We start from the raw sequence: 25,438 nt of genomic DNA on the forward strand, positions 1-25,438 counted from the left end.
TGATAAGCTATATTTGTGAAGCAACAAGCAACTTTACAATGAATAGATTATTATTGCTTACAGGATTGTTACTGTGTATTGTATCAACATCCTGCGTTCCTTATAAGGATATTGTTTATCTTCAAGACAAAAACACACCCGCAGATTCTACTCAGGTAATGATTGAACAGCAAAAACCTTATCGTGTTCAAATTAATGACATTTTAAATATTAGAATTAAGGTATTAGACCAAGAGAATGTCACTATTTTTAACCCAGTAGGCGAAGGTAATTTAAATGCTTCTGGTGAAGAACGCGCATATTTTGACGGTTTCACAGTTGATGTTCACGGAAATATTAGAATTCCGGATTTAGGTAAATTTAATGTATTAGGTTATACTTATGAGGAAATTGAGAAGCTCATAAAAGACCGCTTGTTAGAAGAACAGTTTAAAGAAACAGCTAATATATTTATTACGGTTAAACTTTCAGGATTACGTTATACCGCTAGTGGTGAAATAGGAAACCCTGGTTCTCAGGTTGTTTATCAAGAACGTGTTAATATTTTTGAAGCCATTGCCAATGCGGGAGAAATACCCTTAACAGGTGATAAAAAAGATGTTCAGATTATTAGACAATATCCTCAAGGTCAAAAAATACATCATTTAGACCTTACCGATAGAAATGTGATGAAATCGCCTTACTATTATGTTCAACCCAATGATATTATCTATATAAAACCATTAAAGCAGAAAATTTTGGGTACTGGAACAACTGGTGTACAAACCATCACAACGGTGATTTCTGTGGTGTCTTTTTTAACAACATTTATTTTACTATTAAATAGATAGATTTATGTCATACGAAGATCAAAATATAGACGCTTCAGAACAAAACAGAACGAATTTTGATTTTAGAGGGTTTTTGTTCAAAGCCATCAATTTGTGGAAATTGGTGTTTTTGTGCATTGGAATAGCCTTAGTAACCGCATATTTTATAAATGTAAGAAAAGAGAATGTTTACAAGTTAAATTCTCTTATTTCTGTTGAGAGTGATCAAAATCCTTTTTTTACGGCTAATACAAGCATTTCCTTTAATTGGGGAGGTGTTTCAGGAAAAGTTGGTAAAATTATGACAGCCATAAATACTAGGCGTCATAATGAAAAGGTAGTAGATTCTCTTGAGTTTTATATGAATTATATGGTTCAAGGGAAATATAGAAAGATTGATATCTATAAAAAAGCGCCTTTTACTTTTGACATTGATCCCTCTAGAGGGCAGGTTTTAGGTCAACCTGTTGGAATTAGAATACTAAGTGATACAGATATTGAAGTATTCATGACGTTTGAAGGGTCTAGAAAACAAGTGCAGCGTTATGACGACAAACGGAAGTATAGCGTAAATGTTCCAACGGGAGAGTTTACAAAGAAATTTAAATTTGGTGACAGCATTGTACTGCCTTTTTTTAATGGTATAATTCAAAAGAAAAGAGGATTGAAAATTCCACCGGGATCAGAATATTATCTTCAGTTTTCAAATTTCGACAACATTGTATATAAATATCAAAAGGCGGTAAAAATAAATCCCTCCACTAGAGCGTCTTCTGTATTACAATTGGCTTTAACAGGGAATAATAAAGCCAAAATTGCCGATTATTTAAATGCTACGGCAGATATTTTAAGTAGAACCGAGTTAGAGCGAAAAAACCTTTATGCCACAAATACCATTAAATTTATTGATAGTAGTTTACGCGTAGTAGATGGTGATTTGAAAGATGTTACAGATCAAATGAATAATTTCAGAAAGGAAAACAAGGTGTTTAATATTAATGAGGAACTTACTAAAATTTCTGAAAAACTAAAAACGTTTGATGTCAAGAAAGAAGAAGAAAACTCTAAGTTAGATTATCTTAATTTTCTTGAAAACTATTTACAGACTAAAACCGATTATACTAAGATAGCTGCGCCGACTTCTGTTGGAATAGACGAAAGTAATATTCTTACAAGTGTATCAAAAATTGTGAGTCTTGCCAGTGACAGGCAAAAACTTGAGTATACAACGAAGGAAGGTTCAACTTTATTTAAAGATATTGACCGTCAAATTGATGGAGAACGCAAGGTATTGTTAGAAACGATAGATGCGACAAAAAGTTCTATAAATGTTCAACTTAATGGCATCAATAGAAACATAGCTAATTTAGAAGCCCAACTGTCTAATTTACCTGAAGATCAACAAGAGTACCTAAAGATTCAAAGACAATTAAATATAAGTCAGGAAGCCTACGATATTTATCAAGCAAAACGAGGTGAAGCAGCTATTGTAAAAGCGGCAAACGTGTCTGATATTGTGGTAATAGATGAAGCAAAAGATATTGGTAACACTCCAATTGGACCAAACAAGACCTTAAATTACATGATGGCTCTAATGGTTGGTTTTTTTTCACCAATGTTTTTAATCTTTATCATGTTTTTACTTGATAATACCATTCATGGATCTGATGAAATTGAACAGCTATCAAATATTCCAATTTTAGGTTTAATTGGAAAATATAACTATAAGAATAACTTAATTGTTTTTGAAAAGCCTAAATCAGCTGTAGCTGAGTCTTTTAGAGCTATTCGATCTAGTTTGCAGTTTATATATAAAAAACAAGGTAGTGATAAAGGCAAAACCTTAATGATTACCTCTTCAGTTAGTGGTGAAGGAAAAACGTTTTGTTCTATCAATATAGCAACAGTTTATGCACTATCTGGAAAGAAAACAATTTTATTAGGTTTAGATTTGCGTAAGCCAAAAATCTTTGGAGATTTCAATATCAATAATGATAAGGGAGTTGTTAATTATCTCATTGAAGAGAGTACTTTTGATGATGTGAAGTATACCACACACATCGATAATTTAGATATCGTTCCTTCCGGTCCCGTGCCTCCAAATCCTTCAGAATTACTTATGAGTGATAAAATGAAGGTTTTAATTGAGCGCCTTAGAGAAGATTATGATATGATTGTGTTGGATACACCTCCACTTGGTCTTGTTACAGATGCATTAGAGTTAACCCAATATGCCGATGCTTCAATATTTATGGTAAGACTTGATTATACAAAAAAAGGAATGCTGGCTCTTATTAATGCTAAACATCGTGCTGGTGAGGTTAAAAACATAAGTTTTGTGTTGAACTTTTATAAGCATAAAACCAATCATAATTATGGCTATGGTTACGGTTATGGTTACGGTTATGGCTATGGTTATGGTGTTTACGGAAATGCTTACCATCAAGATGATAAGCAAACATTATTTGGACGAGTGAAAAGATTTTTTAAGCGTTTTTAATGTGATAACAAAGTATCAACTAATACAGAAACGTATTTTCGATTTATTATTGTCACTACTACTTGCCCCAATTTTAGCCATACCTATCTTTATTTTGGTGATGATTTCAACTTTTGATACAAGACAGTTTGGTCTTTTCTTACAAACACGTGTAGGTCAAAATGGAAGGTTGTTTAAAATTTTTAAAATAAGAACATTAAAGCGCGAAGCACATGTGTTAGGACATTTAGATTTAAGTGCAACAACCTTTGGAAAGTTTTTAAGAGCTTATAAACTTGATGAACTACCTCAAATTTTTAACGTTTTAGCTGGGCATATGAGTTTTGTTGGGCCAAGACCAGATGTTGTTGGGTTTGCAGATGAATTGGAAGGCGATGACCGAATTATATTAAAAGTAAAACCTGGAATAACAGGACCTGCAACTATAAAATATAGAAACGAAGAAGATATCTTGTCACAACAATCAGACCCAGAAAATTACAATAGAACGATTATTTGGGCAGATAAGGTTGAAATCAATAAAAAATACGTGCAAAATTGGAGTTTTTATTTAGATTTGAACTTTATTATAAAATCGATAATTAATTGAGAATGAATAACAATAAGAAAATTACTATTCTGGGGTTAGGATATGTAGGATTACCATTAGCTGTTGAGTTTGCAAAAAAATATATGGTAGTTGGATTTGACATAAATGAAAAACGAATTTCAGAACTTAGAGAGGGAGTCGATAAAACATTAGAAGTAGAAAATGATCATTTAAAGACGGTATTATCAGATAGCTCCAATGCTGAAAAAGGATTGTTTATTTCAAATGATTCAAAGGATATAGAAGATTCTAATGTGTATATAGTTACAGTTCCTACGCCTACCGACGCATTAAATAAACCAATCTTTACACCGTTAGTAAAAGCAAGTGAAAGTGTAGGTAGCGTATTAAAAAAAGAAGATATTGTTATTTATGAATCTACGGTTTACCCAGGGGTTACTGAAGATATATGTGTACCAATTTTAGAAAAGCAGTCGGGATTAAAGTTTAACGAAGACTTTTATGCTGGATATTCTCCAGAACGAATTAATCCAGGAGATAAAAAACACACCGTTACTAAAATTCTTAAAGTGACTTCAGGTTCAACTCCTGAAATTGCTAAAGTTGTAGATGACCTATATAAGTCTATAATAATAGCTGGCACGCACTCTGCGCCATCAATTAAAGTAGCTGAAGCTGCAAAAGTTATTGAAAACTCTCAACGCGATATAAATATTGCCTTTATTAATGAGTTGGCAAAGATATTCAGGTTATTAGATATTGATACTAAGGCTGTGCTTGAGGCGGCAGGAACGAAATGGAACTTTATAAATTTCACACCTGGCTTGGTTGGAGGGCATTGTATTGGAGTAGACCCTTATTACCTGGCTCAAAAAGCTATTGAATCAGGATATAACCCTGAAATTATATTGGCAGGAAGGAAAATGAACGACAGTATGGGAGGATACGTTGCGCAAGAGACCGTGAAAATGATGATTAAGAAAGGAGCTCGAATTAAAGAGGCTAATGTACTCGTATTAGGAATTACCTTTAAGGAAAATTGTCCAGATATTAGAAACTCTAGAGTTGTTGATATCATTGATGAATTTGAAACGTATAATGTCAATGTTGATGTTTATGATCCATGGGCTTCTAAAGAAGAAGTGAGGCACGAATACGATTTCGAGTTGTTAGATGACGAGTCTCAATTAAAAACAGATTATGATGCCATCGTACTAGCGGTTTCACATAATGAGTTTTTAGAACTAGATTTAAGTAAACTTAAATCGGATATAGGCGTTATCTTTGACGTAAAATCACTATTACCTAAACATATTGTAGACGCTAGATTATAATGTACGATAACAAATACCATGTTGAAGACCTGAGTCAACTTTCATTTCTCATAACTGGAGGTGGCGGATTTATAGGATCTAATATTGTAGAATACCTTTTAAAATATAATGCGAAAAAAGTTCGTGTTTTAGACGATTTTTCAAATGGGCACAGAGAGAATCTTTTAGAATTTCATAGCAATCCAGCTTTTGAACTTATTGAAGGTGATATAAGGGATTTACAAATATGTAAAGATGCAATGAAAGGCATAGATTATGTGTCGCATCAAGCCGCATTAGGTTCTGTTCCTAGGTCTATAAATGATCCTGGAACAACCAACGCTGTAAATATATCTGGATTTCTAAATATGATGGTCGCGTTAAAAGAATCATCTTCCGTAAAACGAATGGTTTATGCAGCGTCGAGTTCAACATATGGTGATAGTAAAGCCTTACCAAAAGTTGAAGATCAAATAGGTAATCCATTATCGCCTTACGCTGTTACAAAATATGTGAATGAGTTGTATGCAGATGTCTTTGGGAAAACCTATGATACCGATGTTGTAGGTTTGAGATATTTTAATGTCTTTGGGCCTAAACAAAGTCCTGATGGAGCTTATGCAGCAGTGATTCCATTGTTTATGCAGGCCTTAAAAGATGATAATTCTCCTAAAATTAATGGCAACGGTGAACAAACAAGAGATTTTACATTTGTAGATAACGCTGTCCAAGCCAACATACGTGGCTTTTTTGCTTCTGAAAAAGCCAAAAATGAAGTGTTTAATATTGCTTGTGGTGAGCGTATCTCAATCAATTATCTTTGGAATTCTTTAAAAGAAGCAGCAAACTCTAACGTAGAAGCTACCTATGGACCTCCACGCCAAGGTGATGTTAGAGATTCTTTAGCAGATATATCTAAGGCCAAAAGGTTGTTAGGATATGAGCCTCAATATACTGTTCGAGAAGGGTTGAAATTAACTTGGGATTATTTTAAACAATAATAATAATTAACGTAGTTTTACCAAACTGCTCAATATGGCGTTGGAAACTAAAATATATCAAAAGGAAAATAATAAAAGCATTTTTAAACTTTTGGGTGAAAGCCTAAAGGATACTTACCAATCACTTTTTTTAGCAAGACAGCTAGCTGTTAGAGATATAAAAGCGCAATATAGACAGTCTTATCTTGGTATTCTATGGGCGTTTATTACACCTTTAACCACAGCATTAGTTTGGATATTTTTAAATAGTTCAGGAACTATAAAACTAACAGATACAGGTATTTCATATGCATTCTATGCTTTTTCAGGCGCACTCATTTGGTCCATTCTTACAGAGGCTTTAAAATCGCCAATTACAAGTACGGTTGCTGCTAAATCGATAATGTCTAAAATTAATTTTCCAAAGGAAGCACTAATCGTTTCAGGCATTTTTAAAATGTTGTTTAATACGGCTATCAAAGTGATTATATTGGTCGTCTTTCTATTTGTTTTTAAAATAGAGCTTAGTTGGTCGTTGGCGTTTTTTCCATTAGTAATATTGGGGTTAGCTATTTTTGCAACTACAATTGGGTTGTTTATTACACCTTTGGGCTTATTGTATAAAGATGTGTCTAAGGCAATTCCTATTATATTACAGTTATTGATGTACATGACACCTGTGGTGTATGCAATTCCAAAAACAGGGATTATGAAAACAATTATGGAGGCTAATCCATTAACGCCTTTGGTACTAAATGCTAGAAATGTATTTGTAGGGCTGGAATTACAGTTTGTCGAGTACTCGCTATGGGTTATTGGTATTTCAGTTCCACTATTTTTTATTTCCTTAGTGTTTTATAGAGTGTCGATTCCAATTATTGTAGAACGAATGAGTGCTTAGTCAAATTATGGAAAAAGACCTTTTAATTCGAGTTGAAAATGTATCAAAAAAGTTCTGCAAAGACTTAAAACTAAGCCTTTGGTATGGAGTTAAAGATTTAGCTTCTAATTTATCTGGAAACAAGACTCAACGTAAATTGAGACCTAAGGAATTTTGGGCTGTAAAATCTATTAATTTTGAACTTCGTCGTGGAGAATGTTTAGGTTTAATTGGTCATAATGGAGCAGGTAAATCAACACTGTTAAAACTGTTAAATGGACTTATTCAACCCGATGAAGGTAAAATAACAATTAGAGGGCGCGTTGGAGCATTAATTGAACTCGGAGCTGGATTTAATCCGATCTTAACGGGACGAGAAAATATTTATAACAATGGCGCTGTTTTAGGATTTACAAAGGAAGAAATAGATTCTAAGATTGAAAAAATAATAGAATTTTCAGAAATCAGAGATTTTATAGACTCACCAGTTCAGAATTATAGTTCTGGTATGAAAGTGCGTTTAGGATTTGCAGTAGCAGCGCAAATGGAGCCTGATGTTTTAATTATTGATGAAGTTCTTGCTGTTGGGGATTTAGGATTTGTTTTAAAATGCTTTAAAACCATAGATGTCATGCTACCTAATACTGCAGTGGTATTTGTATCCCATAATATGCCTATGGTATCACGTATTTGCAACACTATTATCTTAATGGAAAGAGGCGAGGCGGTTTTTCAAGGAGAAGACGTTTCAAAAGGGATTGACTCTTACTACAATAAGTTCATGACAAGCGATGACTCAAACTTAGTTTATTCTGATGATACTGTAAGTTTAGTAAGTGCTTCTGTTGAAGGTGTTACTCCTGTTGATAGTGTATACAATGTGAAATGGGGTACTTCCATAAGATTAAGTTTTAAATTAAAAAATATTGGGTTAGATAAAATGCCATATATTTCTTTGGCTGTTTATGATAAAGAACAGCGTGCTGTTGCCGAAATATATCCCGAAGGGCAAGATTTAAAATCTATTGAAAAAGATAGAGTAATTGGTTTTTCATTTTCACTCAAAAACCTATATTTATCCAAGGGTATTTATTATCTTACTTTTAATGCTTCTGAAGAACCTTCTTTTAATATGTATTATAAAATACATAAGGCTATTACCATAAAGATTGAACATGATAAACAAATGTGGACACCATTTTTATTAGATTCAAAACTAATAAGTACAACTATTTAAACTATAGAACAACACTATGACATTTAAAGCGTCATTACAAAATAAAATCATTCAATCACTTCCTAATAATTATGGAATAGAAAATTATGATGAGTATAGGTTTGGAACCTATGATGCTACACTTAGAACTAAAGAGGAAAGGGTTTCGGAAAAAATAAAAAAGACTTTAAAGAAAAATGTAAAAAAACTAATCAAACATCGTTCTGGTTTTGAGCATTATGTTAAAAAAGCCGAAGAGATGACAGCTCCATACTTAAGAGAGTTTGAAAGCATGTGGTTGCATCTTAATCCAACGGATAAAGATGTTTTAATAAGCCTTTTGGCTTACAGAGTTATGGGTTGGCGTAAAGTAAAGCTTCCTAGAAATAATAAATCGTATTGGCAAGCCATTGAAACAGCTAAAACATTAGTAAATTATGACGATGTTTACGACCCTAATTTTATGCACTTCATGCTACATAAGTTTAATCTAAGAACTATTGATTATAATATTGATCTATATTTTTCCGAATCAAGAGTAGCTGTAGATTTTATCATAGAACAATACGCTTATAAACTAAAAGGGGAAACATTAATAGAAGCTCAAGAAGGAGATGTTGTACTTGATATAGGAGGCTGTTGGGGAGATACTGCCTTGTATTTTTCTGATAAGGTAGGTGCTAAAGGGAAAGTATTTTCTTTCGAGTTTATACCTAGAAATATAGAACTATTTAATATCAATATCAATTTTAATCCAGAACTTAAGTCTACCATAGAACTTATTGAGCAACCAGTGTCAAATTTGTCTGGAGATATGGTGTATTTTAAAGATCATGGACCAGGAAGTAAAGTTCAGTTTCAGCCATTTGAAGATCAAACAGGAACAACTAAAACGATCTCAATAGATGATTTTGTTAACTCAAAAAGTCTAGATACAGTAGACTTTATAAAAATGGATATTGAAGGTGCCGAGCCTGTAGCTTTAGAAGGAGCGATTGAAACTATTAAAAGATTTAGGCCTAAATTAGCTATTGCTATTTATCATAGCATGAATGATTTTGCAAAAATTCCTAATTGGATATTAGATTTAGACCTTGATTACGAGATACATATTGGACACTATACCATTCATGCCGAAGAAACGATTTGTTTTGCAAAACCTAAAGCCAGATAAAAGATGTTGCTTAGCGTAAGATTGCAGTGTTATAACCACGCGATGTATCTAGAACAAGCGTTGCAAAGCATTTGTTCTCAAAACACTAATTTCCCTTTTGAAGTTGTTATTGGAGACGATTTTTCTACAGATGACTCTATAGCTATTATAAAAAAAACGATTGCCAAAAACACCAATAGTAATATTTCATTTTGCTTATTAGAGAGAACCCCTGGTGATGATTATTATACCCAAAGAAAAGCCAAAGGACGACTCTATAATTTTCTAGATATTGTACATCAATGTCAAGGCAAATATATTGCGCTATTAGATGGTGACGATTTTTGGACAGACCCACTAAAACTTCAGAAACAGGTCGATTTTTTAGAAGCGAATCATGATGTAAGTATCTCTTTTCATAAAGCTGAAATGTTAATCAATGGTAAAATTCAACCTCATAAAATCGATAAGGAATTTCTAAATACTCCTTTCGGTTATATCGAATTGTTGAAACATCATAACTTTATAATTTCGGCAAGTGTTGTCTTTAGAAAGCCAGATAACTTTATGTTGCCCGATTGGTTTTGTGATGTGCCTTTTGGTGATTTGGCGTTGTACAAATTGATTTCACAATCTGGTAAAATTATGGGGCTTAATACCTCAATGTGTGTGTATCGTGTTCATGATAAGGGCTTGTATTCTGGGATTAGTAAGATACAAACCAGACGAAGTTTTGTGGCTTTTTATAACACTATTTTTCCTTTTCTAAATACTCAAGAAAAAACGGTTGTAACTTCAAAAATTAAGGCAACTTTGTTAGAGATAGCTAAGCTAAAATACCCTAAAAATAGAGTGTTAAGAGTTTTGTATTATTTGTATATCCGTTTAAAATTGTAATTAAAGTCCCATTTTAAAATATAAAACTAAATTTAATTAAGTTTATATATCTATGAAATTTTGATGTCAGAGCATTTAAAAGTTACTGTTTTAATGCCTGTTTATAATTGCGAAGACCATATCAAAGATGCAATAGGAAGTGTTGCCTTTAAAAGCCCCCTAAAATTAAAATGGTATGTTACAAAATGGGTCGATTAAAGTTTCCGAAGAATCAATTGTTACAAAAACTCTATTATATGTATCTTCGCTTAAATCTGTAATACAAAATGAATTCAAAGCTAAGTATTGTTATTCCCTGTTATAATATGGGAGACTTTGTTAAAGAAGCCTTAGCTTCTGTCTTGGACTATCCTAATCAAGATGATCTAGAGATCATTGTAGTTAACGACGGGTCTAATGACGATGGTCATACTAAAGCCATATTGGATTCATATTCAAATACAAACATCACAGTTATTCACCAAGAAAATCAAGGCTTAGGTGCCGCCAGAAATAATGGTATTAGAGCAGCCAACTCTTCTTATATTATTCCTTTAGATGCCGACAATAAATTACGTCATGGTTACATTTCTAAAGGGATTTCTATATTAGATAAGCATCAAGATATTGGCGTTGTTTATAGCGACAATAGACAATTTGGATTATCTAATCAAGATGTTAAAGTAGGCGAGTTTGATGTGGCTAAATTACTGAAAAAAAACTATATAGATGCCTGCCTGGTTTTGCGTAAAAGCGCTTGGGAATCTGTAAATGGGTATGATGAGCAGATGCCAGTAATGGGTTATGAAGATTGGGATTTAAACATGAGATTGTTTTTTAAAGGTTGGCAGTTTAAATATATTAACGAGATTTTATATGATTACAGAGTACGCGAAAACTCTATGCTAGTAACCTCTAATGAAAACAAATCGTTATTATTAGACTACATGTTTTCTAAACCAGAATTAGAGCAAGCAAAGTTATTAAGAGATAAAATAATGGGCTATTATAACTATAAAACCGAATTAACTAATCTTAAAAAACGAAAAGTAATCAATGCTGCGTTAAAAATAGAAAAGCCTTTAAAATCAATTTCTAAACGTTTCAAAAAATAAGATGGTTGTTGGTAATGGTTTAATGGCAAAGGCGTTTAATGATTTTAGTGACAGAGAAGACATTATTGTTTTTGCATCTGGCGTATCTAATTCTACTGAAACGAAATCTTCAGAATTTGAGCGGGAGTTTAATTTGTTGAAAAAGACAATAACATCATTTCCTGATGCCAAGCTCATCTATTTCAGTACGTGTAGCATCGAGGACAATGCTGTTAACCAAAGACCTTATGTTCAGCATAAATTAAGGCTTGAGCAGTTTATCGCAGAACACGTAAAAAACTACCTAATTTTTAGAGTATCAAATGTTGTAGGGCATCAAGGTAATATACATACCATAATGAATTACTTGGTTCAATCGGTTAAAAATTCTAATACAATTGAGGTTTGGCAACATGCCGAACGGAATTTAATCGATGTAGATGATGTTAAATTAATTGTTGAAGATATCAATAGAAGTCAATTGCATAATAGTATCGTTAATGTAGCTTCACGCCACAGTATTTTGGTTGTAGATATTATTAAGGAAATAGAAGATTATTTAGGAAAAAAAGCACAATTAAGTTTTATTGATAAAGGGAATTCACTTCAAATTGATACAACGCAAATATCAACGACTCTTGATAAAATTGAGAAAGTAAACGGTTCTGGATTAGAATATATTTATAACTTGCTTAAAAAATATTATCAATGAAGATAGCCATTCTTTCTCCTCAAGATTCTGATCAGGCAGAGACCTTCATTAAAAATCACATCACACATTTACCTTTTGAAAACATTGTTATTTACGGTGGAAATTTTCCGTATTTAACAACGTCCGATCAACCTTCTGTTTGGCAACGTCGCTATTTTAAAGTGGTAAGCACAATCAAACGTATATTTGGTAGAGGAACTGAAACGTTCAAAGCATATCATTTAAGAAAAGTATTGAAAAAGCATCACATAGATCTTGTATTTGCTGAATATCTCATAACAGGAGCCGAAGTACTTCCAGTTTGTAAAAGTCTTAATATACCTATTGTAGCGATTGGTTTAGGTTATGAAATTTCGCAATACAATATTATTAAGCAGTATTCTAAAAAATATAAGGCTCTATTTCAATATGCAAAACACATCTTAGTTGTATCTAATCACATGAAAACTAATTTATTGGCACTAGACTGCCCAGATGATAAGATTGTCTATTCACCTGCAAGTCCGAGTGAAGACTTTTTTGAATTGGAGCCACATTTTTCAAATCGGTATGGTCTTGCCGTTGGTCGTTTTGTAGATAAAAAAGCACCGCAATTAACTATTAAAGCCTTTAGTGAGGTCTTAAAACTTATACCAGATGTTAAACTTATAATGGCTGGAGACGGACCATTATTGGAGGAATGTAAGCGGTTAGTTTCAGATTTAAATATTGCAGATTCTATTATTTTTAAAGGAAGAATAACAAGAGAGCAACATAAAGAGTTATTGGAGGATTCATTTATGTTTGTTCAACATTCTAGGATTGCTGAAAACGGCGATAGTGAAGGAACACCTGTAGCGATTTTAGAAGCTTCGGCAGCAGGATTACCAGTTGTTTCAACGCATCATGCAGGTATCCCGAATGTGGTTAAAAATGATGAAACTGGTTTTTTGGTTGCAGAAAATGACGTGAAAGCTATGGCAGAAAAGATGATTGCGTTATTTCAAAATAAAGAATTAGCGATGCAGTTTGGAGCCGAAGGCAAAGCATATGTTAAGGAAAATTTTACACTTAAAAATCATATTGAAACCATATCTAACTGTATATTGAGCTAATTATATTAAGAAAACGTATAACGATTACATTAGCTGTTAAAGAAAAACTTATTTTGAGCACATTAGTTTCTATAATCATTCCAACATACAATCGTGCACATCTCATAGAAGATACTTTAAATTCTATTGGCAGTCAATCTTATGTGAATTGGGAATGCATTGTGGTTGACGATGGTTCAACAGACCACACAGAACAACTATTAAATACATATATTGAAAAGGACCGTCGTTTTAAATTTTATAAGCGTCCAGAAACAAAGCCCAAAGGAGCTAATGCCTGTAGAAATTTCGGATTTGAGATGAGTAAGGGAGATTATATCAATTGGTTTGATAGCGATGATATCATGGAACCCAATAAGCTAGAGGTTCAAGTTGATTTACTTCAACATGACGCAGAGATTCCATACTGTATTTGTCAAACCAAATGGATTGATAAAACTTCAGGAGAGTTTTTGGGTTTAAGAGCTAAGCAGATTAGTTCTAATCGACGTTTTGAAGATTACACCTTGTACAATATATTTTGGTCTATATTGGCGCCTCTTTGGAGACGCAGTTTTATAGAAGAAAACCAATTGTCTTTTGATGAAACATTACACCAATCTCAGGAATTTGATTTTCATATTAAAGCCTTGGCAATTAATAGTAATTATAAAGCCATAGACGATGCGCTCGTTTCTATGTTTCGTCATGAAAATAACATGTCAAATAATATTTATGCCAGTGATTCAAAAATTGAATCCAACTTAAAAGTCAAAGATAAAATCATAAATAATTATATGCATAAACTCTCATCAAAAGGGAGATTGAAATTTTTAGAAATGCAAACCTTGATGTTTAAAGACCTTCTAAAAGAACAAAAATTTAAGTTTGCAAAACAGATAATGTCTAAACTGTTTAAAACTATAAAATATGTTGATGTTTCAGTTATGAAAAAAATGGTATTTTGTAGTCAGATGTTATTAGCCTATGCATCGTATAGAATTTCAGGTAGAGGATACAATCTTATAAAACCCTTAACGTAGTTTATTATGCTAACCAAAGCACGTTTTATAAAATTAAACAAACTTATCACACACAAACTAAATGTGTGGTACAACCATAACTTTAATACGACAGTGAGATCGCAACTTAAAGATCCTAAATGCATACCCATTATAATCATTAGTTTTAATCAATTGCGTGACTTGAAACAGCTCGTTGATTTTTTATTAAAACATAACTATTCTAATGTTGTTATTGTAGATAATAACTCAACCTATAAGCCTTTGTTGGATTATTTTGAAATCATAAATGATAAAGTAACTGTTTGCCAGCTTGAACATAATATAGGTCATCTGTCATTTTGGAAAAGTGAGACGATTTTTAAAAAGTATAGTAGCGGTTACTATGTGGTGACAGATGCTGATATAGTGCCAGTTAATGGATGTCCAGATACGTTTATGAGTACTTTGAGAGTGCTTTTAGATGAGGCTTTTGATAGAACGAAAGTTGGTTTTTCATTAAAGCTAGATGACATTCCTGATACTAATCCTAATAAGGAAAAGATTAAACAATGGGAAGCGCAATTCTGGGACTATAAAATAAAACCAAAAGTTTTTAAGGCTGAAATTGATACTACTTTTGCCATGTATAGACCAAATTATAGCTATCAACTCAAAGATTTTACTAAGGCTTGGCGTACAGATTTTCCTTTACAGGCAAGGCATGGAGGTTGGTATTTGGATATAAACAATCTCTCAGATGAACAAGAGTACTATATGAAAACAGCGAACGCCTCGGCATCTTGGAAAACAAATAAAGATGGTGAACTCATTAATTCGACACATAAGCCCTTATACACCAATGAGTAATAAGTATCCATTAGTTTCTATTTGTATACCAACTTATAATGGTGAAGCCTATATTGAGGAAGCCTTAACGTCTGCAATAGAACAAGACTATCCAAATCTTGAAATCATTGTGTCAGATGATGACTCAAAAGACAACACAGTTGCAATTGTAAAATCTTATGAGGAAAAAACCAACATTCCAATTCATATTTATAGGCACCAGCCAAAAGGTATTGGAGCTAACTGGAATCACGCGGTTAGACAGTCTAACGGCGAATTTATTAAGTTTTTATTTCAGGATGATGCATTGAACCCACAATGTATTTCGAAAATGATGACCTTAATGAACAACCCAAAAGTTGGATTGGTATATTGTAAACGCGATTTTATATATAAAGAATTAACGCCTAAGCTCGAGGATTTTATTAGTTATTATGGAGAGTTACATCAGTATTGGGAAGATTTTAAAGTTACCCAAGGCGTATTGGATGGGAAGCAATATCTAAAAGATAGACAGTTTTTAAATTCACCCAAAAACAAAATTGGAGAACCTACCAATGTTCTATTAAGAACATCCTGTTTTGAAAGGGTTGGGTATTTTGATGAAGTCCTACAGCAAGTTTTGGATAGTGACTATTGGTATAGGGTAATGCCTTATTATCATATTGGTTTTGTAAATGAATCATTGGCTCATTTTAGATTGCACGATCAACAAGCAAGCAGTGTGAATAAACAGCGTGAAATACCCGATAAAGATTTAGTTTATAGACGTTATTATAAACACTTACTTAGATATTTACACCCAAAGAATAAATTAAAATTACTAAAATTGTATCATCCATTTTTTAAATTCTTAGTTAAGATAAAAAGAGGTTTTTATGCCAAATAATAAACCATTGGTAACCATTATTCTTCCAGTATATAATGGCGAGAAAACAATTAGAGCAACCTTAGATAGTTTGCTCAATCAAACATATTCTCATTTTAAATTGTTAATCTGTATTGATGGTACCAATGACGCTTCAAAATCTATTGCAGAGTCCTTCAAAGATGATAGAGTTTCAATATTTGAAAACACAACTAACTTAGGATTGGGTGATAATCTAAATAAATTACTAACCTTAATTCCAAAAGAAAGTGATCTCATTGCTATGGCAGAACAAGATGATTTCTATGTGCCACAGCGTTTAGAATGGCAAGTAAACGTCATGACTGAACATCCCAAAGTTGGATTGGTTTCTGGGATCGTCGAATATAAGAACAATACCAGAAGCGTTATGTTTCCTGGAATTTTGGTGAAAGGGAATCAATTTCCTCAAGGTGTAGATTTGTTTAAGTATTTATACGTCCATCAACTAAAGGTTGTAAACTCATGTATGATGTTTAGGAAGTCAGTTCATGTAAATCACGAGTTGCATTTTAGAAACACATATGGCAACTTTAACATTGACTGGGATTATATATTGAGATTTGCGTTGGTATCAAAAATCCATGGTATTCCAAAAAAATTAGTCGTAATGGATAGAGGACGTGCTAATGATTCTGTCACAAGAGATAAGGATGCTCAACATAAGGCTACAAGGCAATTGTTAGTAGATTTTAAAAAGGCGTTTCCAGATATTATTTCGAACCAACTGTATAAAGAAGCCCTTAAAGAACACAGGAAAATAGAACTAGGACATAACTCAAAACTAAAACTTTTGTTTAAAAGTGTATCTTATTCCATATTGTATCTGGATGCTTATTTTTTGAAATATGCTTTTAGAAAAACTAAAAAATACTTGATTAAATAATGGTACCTACAAAAATAAATAACCACTTTGTTAAACGATCTCATTGTCCTGTTTGCACTTCGGAAAATTTAAAAATGTTGTATAGTGAAGCCTATGAAAGTGAAAATATAACAGATTATTTAGATGATTTTTACAATGCACAAGGCGGCGTAGAGCATGAATACCTTAAAGGAACAGACTATAGTTTGTTGCAGTGTTTAAATTGTGACTTGGTGTTTCAAGAAAACATTCCAAACGATGACCTCATGTTTAGATTGTATGAACAATGGATTGATGCAAATATTGTTTGTAAAGCACAAGAACAATACCCGCTTTGGTATCATGAAACTTATGCCAATCAGATTATAGATCTCATTACTTTTTTTAAGAGGAAACCTATAGATTTAAAGGTTTTAGACTTTGGTATGGGCTGGGGGAAATGGTGTCTCATGGCAAAGGCATTTGGTTGTCAAGTCTATGGTTTAGAACTTTCTAAAGCAAGAATCGATTATGCTCAAAAGAATGGAATTACGGTTTTAAACGAAGCAGAGTTGGCAAATCATAAATTTGATTTTATTAATACAGATCAGGTTTTTGAGCATGTACCTAACCCTAAGGCTACACTTGAAACACTTTTAGAAAAGTTAGCCATCAACGGAGTTATAAAAATTAGTGTTCCAAATGGCAACGGAGTTAATGAGGTACTAAAACACATGAATTGGACTGCAAAAAAAGGGAGCGCTAATTCATTAAACATGGTAGCGCCACTAGAGCATATCAATTGTTTTAAAACTCAAACAATTTTAGCCTTAGCAGAGCAGTTTAATTTATACGAGGTACAAATACCACGTTCTAAAACGTATTATAAATCTAAAAAGGATTTTATTAAAAAATCGCTTAAAATATTCACGGCAAAAAAGAAGCCTTCTACTGTGTTATTTTTTAAAAAGAGTTCAAGCTGAAATAGAAAAAACCCTGTAATCATTTGTCTTATTAATGGTTAGCATAAAAACCTGTCGAAAATGTTAAATAGGTTTTTATGTAAATGTTAAAATTTTTGAATATCTTATCCACAATTAATTCGTCTCTCTATGTGTGGTTTTTTGGTGGAATTTACGTTTGCAGATCATTCGTTAACACTATTAGAAGATTTCAAAAACCTGCTTGACCTTTCAAAACACAGAGGACCAGATTCTTCTTTAGTCACTAGAGAAAAACAGTATCAGCTTGGCTTTAATAGACTTTCAATCTTAGACTTAAGTTCGAATGGTAATCAGCCAAAACAAAGCCCTTCGTCTAGATACCATATAACCTTTAATGGCGAAATTTATAATTTCAAAGCACTTTCAGCAACCTATCAGCTAAACAATTTAGAGTCCACATCCGATACCGAAGTTATTCTTCATTTATTAGATAAAATAGGTTTTAAAAACACCATCAATGAATTGAGTGGCATGTTTGCATTGGCTGTAGTAGATACGCAATTAGATTTGCTATATCTCGCAAGAGATTATATAGGCGTGAAGCCGTTATTTTATGGTGTGTCACAGGAAGGTGTTGTAGCCTCATCCCAGTTTAACCAGATATTTAAGCATAAGTGGTTCAATGCTACTTTAACACTTAGACCTGAGATTATGAAGGAGTATTTCGGGTTTGGTTTTATGCAACCACCTAATACTGTTTTTGAGAAGATATTTCAGGTAAACCCAGGAGATTGCATTACTATAGATAGAAAAGGGATAGTTTCGATAGAGAATTATAAGCCTTTTGATTTTTCTGTAAAGACCAAAATTCAGGATGAAGATTTGTTTAATACGGAAATTCAAGATTGCATTAAATTTGCCATCAAACAACAACTCGTGAGTGATGTGCCTTTAGGGACGTTTTTAAGTGGAGGAATTGATAGCCCACTCGTCACAGCAATGGCATTTCAAGAGCATAGCAATATTGAAGCATTTACGATGTCTGTCAATGATAGTGCTATTGATGAAAGTAAGGCTGCCAAAACTTATGCAGAGGCATTGGGTGTTAAGCATACAGTTGAACGTATAGAAACTAAAGAATTGTTAACTGTAATTGATGCCCACTTTAAATTATTACCAGAACCGTTTGGTAGCTATTCTAGCATACCAACTTACCTTATTTCTAAAAAAGCTGCGCAAAATCATAAAGTGATGCTATCGGGAGATGGAGGTGATGAGCTTTTTTTTGGCTATCCAAGAATGTTAGATGTTTTAGGTAAAAGATTCTGGTTTGTAATGCCACACGTTATAAGAAGATATCTGGTAAAGATTGGATACAAACTCAATATAGTAAACACTTGGGCGCCACATGATCACGCAACGTTTGCCTCTTTTATAATGGGTAAGCACCTCAATATTTATAAAAAGAAACTGGATGAAATGTTTCCAGAGACCAATTTTTCTAAAGAGATGCAAACGGTCTATAATTTTCCGTCTAGATATACGAAGTCAGAGCTGTTAAATTGGATGCGTGAAAATGAGATGAAGAGTCATTTACAGCGTACCTTGATTAAAATCGATAGGATGAGTATGGCAAATGGTTTAGAGGTTAGAGTGCCATTATTAGATCAAAAAGTTGTTGAACACTGTTTGAAATATTCCCCTAGCCAATTTAATAACCGAAATGATTTAAAAAAATGTCTTAAGCAAATCATTTTGAACTTCTATTCTAAAAGCCATATTCAAACGGAAAAGAAAGGCTTCGAGGTTCCAATGCAAAAATGGCTGAAAAATGATTTGAAAGATGAGGTAAAAAACACGATATTTAACCATAAATTCTATGGTGCTGAACAACTAGATGTTTCAGTCTTAAAATCTCATGTTAATGACTTTTATGAAGAAAAACACACAAAATTCTGGGGAATCTGGCATATTTATGCATGGCAGAAATGGGCTATTGCTAATGATTTGATCTAGCTATATGAAAGTCGCTATTTTTTCAGGAACCATACCAAGTACAACCTTTGTAGAACATCTTATTGAAGGTGTGTCAAAGCATCATACAGTTTACTTGTTTGGCACTCAAAAAAGACCAAAACACTATACTAATGCTTCGGTTAAGGTATATGGTAATTCTCAGTCTATACTTTTAAATTTGATGGTGTCTTTTTTTAGATGTCTTCACCTTGTATTAAGATATCCAAAGCGTTTATCTGTGTTAATGTCTGAAGTGAAAACGTATAAAGGAGCATACAATAAAAGGCACGCTTTTTTACGACTTTTACCTGTTGTATTGCATAAGCCAGATATATTTCATGTACAATGGGCTAAAGACTTGAGCAAATGGATATTTCTAAAGGAAAAACTCGATGTAAAACTTATTTTAAGTTTACGAGGAGCTCATATTAATTACTCACCTGTAGTGAACAAAACATTAGCTCAAAGTTACCAACAAAACTTTCCAAACGTAGATGCTTTTCATGCCGTGTCTAATGCTATGAAGGCGACTTCTCAAAAATATAATGCTCAAGGTTCAAAAATAAAAGTAATCCATTCGCCAATCTTAAAATCGACTTTTAATCATTATTCAGTTTGGAATAAAAATATTTCGGAACCTATAAAGATTATAGCAGTCGGAAGATTTCATTGGGTTAAAGGTTATGATTACGTGTTGCGAGCTTGCAATATTTTAAAAGAAAATAACGTAAAATTTCAACTCACATTTGTGTCTTCAAATCCCGTTTCAGAGGCAATGTTGTTTCAAATACGAAAGTTTGATTTGACCAATGAGATTCGTTTTATTAATGGGTTAGCGCAGAACGAACTGTTTCAACTTATGAAGACATTTGATATGAGTTTACTGTCGAGTTTGGATGAAGGTATAGCTAATGTGGTTCTAGAATCTATGGCTATAGGTTTACCTGTAATATCTACTAATTGTGGTGGTATGCCAGAAGTGGTAAAGCATAGAGAAACAGGATGGCTTATACCTATAAGGGATGCTCAAGCCATGGCAGATGCAATTGTAGAGCTGTCTCAAACGCCTAAAGAAGACCTCAAACGAGTCACAGAAAACGCACATCATTTGGTTAGACATACATTTAACTCTGAAGAGAGTATAGCACAGTTTATTGAACTATATGAATCTGTAATTACTCAAAATCATTAGAATGAGTCAGCACATTAAAACACCCATAATACCAACTCGGCAAACATTTGCTAAACAATTAGGCGCACATGAATTGAATTTAGAAGGTATTTGTGTGTTTGCGGCTATTGGTTTTTTCTTGGATACAGATGGGTATTTTAAAGACGATTATGTGTTAGCTCCTGGACAGCAATATAGTCTTGATGAAAAAGCTATCGTTACTGAATCTAAACCTTGGTTTGATTGGCACTATTCGCCAAGATCGATTAGCTTCAAGCAAGCATTAAATGAGTTTTCTCAGCTATTTGAAACCATAATTAGGGAGCAAACTTTTGGCAAGAAAGTGATTTTGCCTATTTCTGGTGGATTAGATAGTCGAACACAAGCTGCAGCTTTGCAGCAAATAGGTGCAGATGTGTCTGCTTATAGTTATGAGTTTGATAATGGTTATAACGAGACAACTATTGCCAAGAAAATTGCTCAGACCTGTGATTTTCAATTTCAGAGTTTTAAAATTCCAAAAGGATACCTCTGGGATAGGTTAGACTCTTTGTATAGTTGTAATGGAGGTTACTCAGATTTTACAGCACCAAGACAAATGGCATTTGTTAAAAATTATGAGTCGATGGGAGATGTATTCTCATTAGGGCATTGGGGTGATGTGTTATTTGACTCAATGAATTTGTCGCAATTGTCAAAACAAGAAGAACTCGATGTTCTCGAAAAGAAATTAATTAAAAAAGGAGGCTTAGAGTTTGCAATGGCGTTATGGAATGGTTGGCAGCTTCAGGGCGATTTTAAAACCTATTTTAGATCAAGATTGGAGGCATTATTAGAAACCATTAAAATAGATGATACGAATGCAAAATTGAGAGCATTTAAATCTAAATACTGGGCGCCTAGATGGACTTCTGTGAATTTATCTGTGTTTGAATCTGTAAAGCCTATCGGTGTACCTTATTATGATGATCGTATGTGTGAGTTGATATGCACAATTCCAGAAGAGTATTTAAAAAACAGGCAGTTGCAAATAGCTTATATTCAGCAAAGAGCACCAGATTTAGCACGCATTACTTGGCAAGACCAACGACCTTTTAATCTAAATAATTTTCATAAAAACAAAAGTCCATATAATCTTCCTTATCGGATATCTAATAAGCTCAAACGAGTAAGCATGTCACTAATAGGGAAGCCTTATGTTCAACGTAATTGGGAATTACAATTTCTTGGTGAAACTAACCAACGTCACATGAAAAAGATGTTGTTAGAAAGTTCTTTAAAAAATTGGATTCCGGAGACACTGATTTCTAAATATTATGACCATTTTTACAATCATAATGCTTTACCAAATGCACATGCTATGAACATGTTATTGGTGTTATCTAAATTTAACGAAGCACAACTACATGGCGAAAAGAATTAAAATACTATTTACAATTTCAAATTTCGATACTTCAGGAAGTGGTAAGTGCGTATATGATTTAGTGAAAGGTATTAATAGAGACGTTTTTGAACCCGAAATTTGCTGCCAACATAATAAAGGAAGTTATTTTAAAGAGATAGAGAAACTTGATGTGAAAATTCACCTGTTTCCTTTTAAAACCAATTATAGGCCTCTGGTGACATTTCCATTTAGAGTGTTGAAGATCAGAAAATTCTTCAGAGATCATCAATTTGACATAATTTATTCGTGGCATTGGAGTTCTGATTTTTCAGAACCTCTTGCCGCAAAACTTGCAGGTGTAAAGTATATATTTTGTAAAAAAGCAATGGGTTGGGGAAATAAGGCTTGGATTTGGCGCTCTAAGTTGAGCACTAAAATTGTTGCTATAAACGAAGATATGATTTCAGAGTTCTATAAAGGAACATCTATGATGGATAAGGTCGTTAAAATTTCACTAGGAGTGGATACAAATCATTTTCATCCTTTGAAAAAAACATGTCCAGAGGGTGTTCAAATCGATGACACTGATTTTGTTATTGTTTCTGTAGCTAATTTAGTACCAGTAAAAGGAATAGAAGTTCTATTTGAAGCAGTGAAGCAGATTAATAACAAAAACATTAAGGTGTTTGTTGTTGGTAATTACGACAACGATTATGGCCTAAACCTAAAGGCTAAATACGCCAATGATACAACGTTCAGTTTTTTAGGAAAGCATTTAGATGTAAGACCGTTTTTAGCAATGGCAGATTTGTTTGTGATTCCTACAAAGAATGAAGGGAGACGAGAAGGGTTGCCTATAGCGCCTATTGAGGCCATGGCTTCGGCTAGAATTGTGATCGGATCTAATATTGCCGGAGTAAAAGATGTTTTAAAAGCATTTCCACAATGTATTTTTGAACCTAATCATGTTTCTGATTTAGCTGAAAAAATAAAAGATGTTATAAAAATGTCTCCAATAGAGAGAGAACAATTGGCTCAGGCGATGCGAACATATGTTGAGCAAGAGCTATCTATGGAACCTTTTATACAAAAACACGAAGATTTATATTTAAAACTAATAGGCTAATTTTGAAAATCGGACTTGTACTTTCTAAACCTCCTTCGTATTCTGAGACCTTTTTTATATCAAAAATAAAAGGACTTCAAGATTCAGGGCATCAAGTCACACTTTTTGTTCAAGATAACCCTAAAGGATTTAATTTATGTAAGGTAGTTTTGGCGCCAAAAACGTATAAAGGGAAACTTAGAATGTTGTTTTCCGGATGTTGGGAAACTCTAAAATTGGTGGCATATCCAAATAGAATACGAACGTTCATGAGACTTGAAAAACAGGCATTGAAAAGCTTCCCACAACGTCTAAAGAACCTCTATAACAATGCGCATGTATTAAAAGCCAATTTAGATTGGTTGCATTTTGGTTTCGCCACATTAACGATTCAAAGTGAAAGTGTCGCAGAAACTATAGGAGCAAAAATGGCAACAAGTTTAAGAGGTTTTGACATAGCTATTTATCCCGTTAGACATCCAGGATGTTACGATTTACTATGGAGAAAAATAGACAAAGTACATGCGATTTCTAACGATCTTCTTATGTTGGCAAGAAATAACGGTTTAAATACTAATACAGAGTTTCAAATTATTACACCAGCAATTAATAGTGATTTGTTTAGTAAAACCAACAGCCAAAAGACGAAACCTAGAGACGTGATCAGATTTCTAACTGTTGCCCGTTTGCATTGGAAAAAAGGAATTACAGATATGTTAGATGCCTTAGCAATTTTGAAAAAAAACGGATTGTTATTTACTTACACAGTGGTTGGCACAGGCGATGATTATGAAAACCTAATGTTTGCTGTCCATCAATTAGGTCTCAATGATGAGGTTGAATTTGTAGGACAAAAATCTCACGATGCCATTGTAACGTATCTCTCAGAATCTGATGTGTATTTACAATATAGTATTTCAGAAGGGTTTTGTAATGCTGTACTCGAAGCCCAAGCTATGGGATTACTTTGCGTAGTGTCTGATGCAGAAGGTTTACAAGAAAATGTAATACATCAAGAAACTGGAGTTGTGGTGCCTAAAAGGCAGCCGCAATTATTAGCAAAGGCAATTGAAAATCTATTACTTTTACCAGAAGATAGACAACAGAGAATGATGAAGGATGCTCAGGAACGTGTAAGACTTCATTTTAACCTCGAAAAACAGCGTAAGGAGTTTTTAGAATTTTATGAATAACCTAATAATTTTACTCGGTCAACGTGTGCGCAGTGGAACTAATTTTGTAGGTTCAACCATTTCGCAGCATCCACATGTGGTAACACTTCCGCAAAATGGATCTCAGGGCGAGTTTAACCTATTTTATTCTGAAGATATTATAAAAAATGTCTATCAATATGTAGCTAAGGCTAGTTTTGGAATGGAATTCAACCAAAGTGATCAAGATGCATTTTTAAAAGAATATGGAACACTATGGCTTAACCTCTTAATCGATAAATACCAGGTGAAACCACAGGAGACTATTTTTGTAAAATCACCAAGTGTAGCGCATTTAGATTTATGGAAACGGGCTTTTCCTGAGGCTCAAATTGCAGTGATTTGTAGAGATGGAAGGGATAATGTGATTTCATCTGTACGTGCGTCAAACGATAAAAGAACCTGGCACGATTTTAAGATAAAACTAAAGAAAAAGTTTAATTACTTTTCTGGACGTTCTTTTATTAATCATTCAAAGCAATGGGCTAAAACAGCAAATTATATTTCGGCAATACAGTCTAATGACCAAGTGGAGCTGTTTCGGTATGAAGATTTGAATGATTCAAAGGTTAATATTTCCAAATTGTTAGAACATTATAAATTAGAAGTTGATGATGGTATTCTAGATAGGTGTCTAAATGCACCAGTTGTTGGGAGTTCGTTTGGAATTGCTTCGAATGCTATGGTAAAGCCTAATTGGAAACCGGATACAGATAAGTCGAAATTTAAGTTTTCAAATAAATGGAACCATTGGAAATTTATTAAAAAAACAGTTTTTAAATCCATTGCAGGGCAACAACTCATCAACTTAGGATATGAGGAAAATAAGTCTTGGTAGTATAGGTAATCT

The 25,438-nt window shown here is 33.2% G+C and carries 23 protein-coding genes; all 23 read left to right on the forward strand.

Annotated elements, in window-relative coordinates:
- Positions 1-38: 38 nt before the first annotated feature.
- The 23 genes from Q0787_RS12920 (at position 39) to Q0787_RS13030 (ending at position 25,426) form a co-directional block, all read left to right on the forward strand.
- On the forward strand, positions 39-830 hold the full coding sequence (locus tag Q0787_RS12920; protein WP_298903205.1) for a polysaccharide biosynthesis/export family protein: 792 nt from the start codon (positions 39-41) through the stop codon (positions 828-830).
- Positions 831-834: 4 nt separating this feature from the next.
- Positions 835-3,309 carry a tyrosine-protein kinase family protein gene (locus tag Q0787_RS12925; protein WP_298903206.1) on the forward strand — a complete coding sequence of 825 codons (2,475 nt, stop codon included), beginning with the start codon at positions 835-837 and terminating at the stop codon, positions 3,307-3,309.
- A gap of 1 nt (position 3,310) precedes the next feature.
- Positions 3,311-3,898, forward strand: a complete 588-nt coding sequence (locus Q0787_RS12930) for a sugar transferase (RefSeq protein ID WP_298903207.1) — start codon at positions 3,311-3,313, stop codon at positions 3,896-3,898.
- Positions 3,899-3,900: 2 nt separating this feature from the next.
- A complete protein-coding gene (locus Q0787_RS12935; RefSeq protein WP_298903208.1) occupies positions 3,901-5,193 on the forward strand; it encodes a nucleotide sugar dehydrogenase in 1,293 nt (430 codons plus the stop codon).
- Positions 5,193-6,173 carry an SDR family oxidoreductase gene (locus Q0787_RS12940; protein WP_298903209.1) on the forward strand — a complete coding sequence of 327 codons (981 nt, stop codon included), beginning with the start codon at positions 5,193-5,195 and terminating at the stop codon, positions 6,171-6,173. Before Q0787_RS12935 ends, Q0787_RS12940 begins: the two co-directional genes overlap by 1 nt.
- A 34-nt stretch (positions 6,174-6,207) precedes the next feature.
- Positions 6,208-7,053 (forward strand): ABC transporter permease, encoded by an 846-nt coding sequence (locus Q0787_RS12945; RefSeq protein WP_298903210.1) that lies wholly within the window; start codon positions 6,208-6,210, stop codon positions 7,051-7,053.
- A 7-nt stretch (positions 7,054-7,060) separates the two neighbouring features.
- Positions 7,061-8,269 carry an ABC transporter ATP-binding protein gene (locus Q0787_RS12950; RefSeq protein ID WP_298903212.1) on the forward strand — a complete coding sequence of 403 codons (1,209 nt, stop codon included), beginning with the start codon at positions 7,061-7,063 and terminating at the stop codon, positions 8,267-8,269.
- A 16-nt stretch (positions 8,270-8,285) separates the two neighbouring features.
- A complete protein-coding gene (locus Q0787_RS12955; RefSeq protein WP_298903215.1) occupies positions 8,286-9,422 on the forward strand; it encodes an FkbM family methyltransferase in 1,137 nt (378 codons plus the stop codon).
- A 3-nt stretch (positions 9,423-9,425) separates the two neighbouring features.
- The gene (locus tag Q0787_RS12960; protein WP_298903216.1) at positions 9,426-10,298 is read left to right on the forward strand and encodes a glycosyltransferase; all 873 of its coding nucleotides are present in this window, start codon (positions 9,426-9,428) and stop codon (positions 10,296-10,298) included.
- Positions 10,299-10,564: 266 nt separating this feature from the next.
- Positions 10,565-11,392 carry a glycosyltransferase family A protein gene (locus Q0787_RS12965; protein WP_298903217.1) on the forward strand — a complete coding sequence of 276 codons (828 nt, stop codon included), beginning with the start codon at positions 10,565-10,567 and terminating at the stop codon, positions 11,390-11,392.
- A gap of 1 nt (position 11,393) precedes the next feature.
- On the forward strand, positions 11,394-12,083 hold the full coding sequence (locus Q0787_RS12970; protein WP_298903218.1) for an NAD-dependent epimerase: 690 nt from the start codon (positions 11,394-11,396) through the stop codon (positions 12,081-12,083).
- Entirely contained in the window at positions 12,080-13,177 is a 1,098-nt protein-coding gene (locus tag Q0787_RS12975) for a glycosyltransferase (RefSeq protein WP_298903219.1), read from the forward strand. The genes Q0787_RS12970 and Q0787_RS12975 overlap by 4 nt, the downstream gene beginning before the upstream one ends.
- A gap of 53 nt (positions 13,178-13,230) precedes the next feature.
- Positions 13,231-14,199, forward strand: a complete 969-nt coding sequence (locus Q0787_RS12980; RefSeq protein WP_298903220.1) for a glycosyltransferase family 2 protein — start codon at positions 13,231-13,233, stop codon at positions 14,197-14,199.
- Positions 14,200-14,205: 6 nt separating this feature from the next.
- On the forward strand, positions 14,206-15,027 hold the full coding sequence (locus tag Q0787_RS12985; RefSeq protein WP_298903221.1) for a glycosyltransferase family 2 protein: 822 nt from the start codon (positions 14,206-14,208) through the stop codon (positions 15,025-15,027).
- Entirely contained in the window at positions 14,978-15,895 is a 918-nt protein-coding gene (locus Q0787_RS12990; protein WP_298903222.1) for a glycosyltransferase family 2 protein, read from the forward strand. Before Q0787_RS12985 ends, Q0787_RS12990 begins: the two co-directional genes overlap by 50 nt.
- The gene (locus Q0787_RS12995; RefSeq protein WP_298903225.1) at positions 15,885-16,799 is read left to right on the forward strand and encodes a glycosyltransferase; all 915 of its coding nucleotides are present in this window, start codon (positions 15,885-15,887) and stop codon (positions 16,797-16,799) included. The genes Q0787_RS12990 and Q0787_RS12995 overlap by 11 nt, the downstream gene beginning before the upstream one ends.
- The gene (locus Q0787_RS13000; RefSeq protein WP_298903228.1) at positions 16,799-17,740 is read left to right on the forward strand and encodes a class I SAM-dependent methyltransferase; all 942 of its coding nucleotides are present in this window, start codon (positions 16,799-16,801) and stop codon (positions 17,738-17,740) included. Before Q0787_RS12995 ends, Q0787_RS13000 begins: the two co-directional genes overlap by 1 nt.
- 129 nt (positions 17,741-17,869) lie before the next feature.
- On the forward strand, positions 17,870-19,717 hold the full coding sequence (gene asnB / locus Q0787_RS13005; RefSeq protein WP_298903231.1) for an asparagine synthase (glutamine-hydrolyzing): 1,848 nt from the start codon (positions 17,870-17,872) through the stop codon (positions 19,715-19,717).
- 4 nt (positions 19,718-19,721) lie between these two features.
- The gene (locus tag Q0787_RS13010; protein WP_298903232.1) at positions 19,722-20,909 is read left to right on the forward strand and encodes a glycosyltransferase family 4 protein; all 1,188 of its coding nucleotides are present in this window, start codon (positions 19,722-19,724) and stop codon (positions 20,907-20,909) included.
- 1 nt (position 20,910) lies between these two features.
- A complete protein-coding gene (locus tag Q0787_RS13015; RefSeq protein ID WP_298903233.1) occupies positions 20,911-22,311 on the forward strand; it encodes an asparagine synthase-related protein in 1,401 nt (466 codons plus the stop codon).
- Positions 22,295-23,398 (forward strand): glycosyltransferase family 4 protein, encoded by a 1,104-nt coding sequence (locus tag Q0787_RS13020; RefSeq protein ID WP_298903234.1) that lies wholly within the window; start codon positions 22,295-22,297, stop codon positions 23,396-23,398. Before Q0787_RS13015 ends, Q0787_RS13020 begins: the two co-directional genes overlap by 17 nt.
- Positions 23,399-23,400: 2 nt before the next feature.
- Positions 23,401-24,570, forward strand: coding sequence for a glycosyltransferase family 4 protein (locus Q0787_RS13025; protein WP_298903235.1), 1,170 nt, complete (start codon positions 23,401-23,403; stop codon positions 24,568-24,570).
- Entirely contained in the window at positions 24,563-25,426 is an 864-nt protein-coding gene (locus Q0787_RS13030) for a sulfotransferase (protein WP_298903236.1), read from the forward strand. The genes Q0787_RS13025 and Q0787_RS13030 overlap by 8 nt, the downstream gene beginning before the upstream one ends.
- The last annotated feature ends 12 nt before the right edge of the window (positions 25,427-25,438 follow it).

Origin of the sequence: uncultured Psychroserpens sp., assembly GCF_947492715.1 — a bacterium.
Taxonomy (GTDB): Bacteria; Bacteroidota; Bacteroidia; order Flavobacteriales; family Flavobacteriaceae; genus Psychroserpens.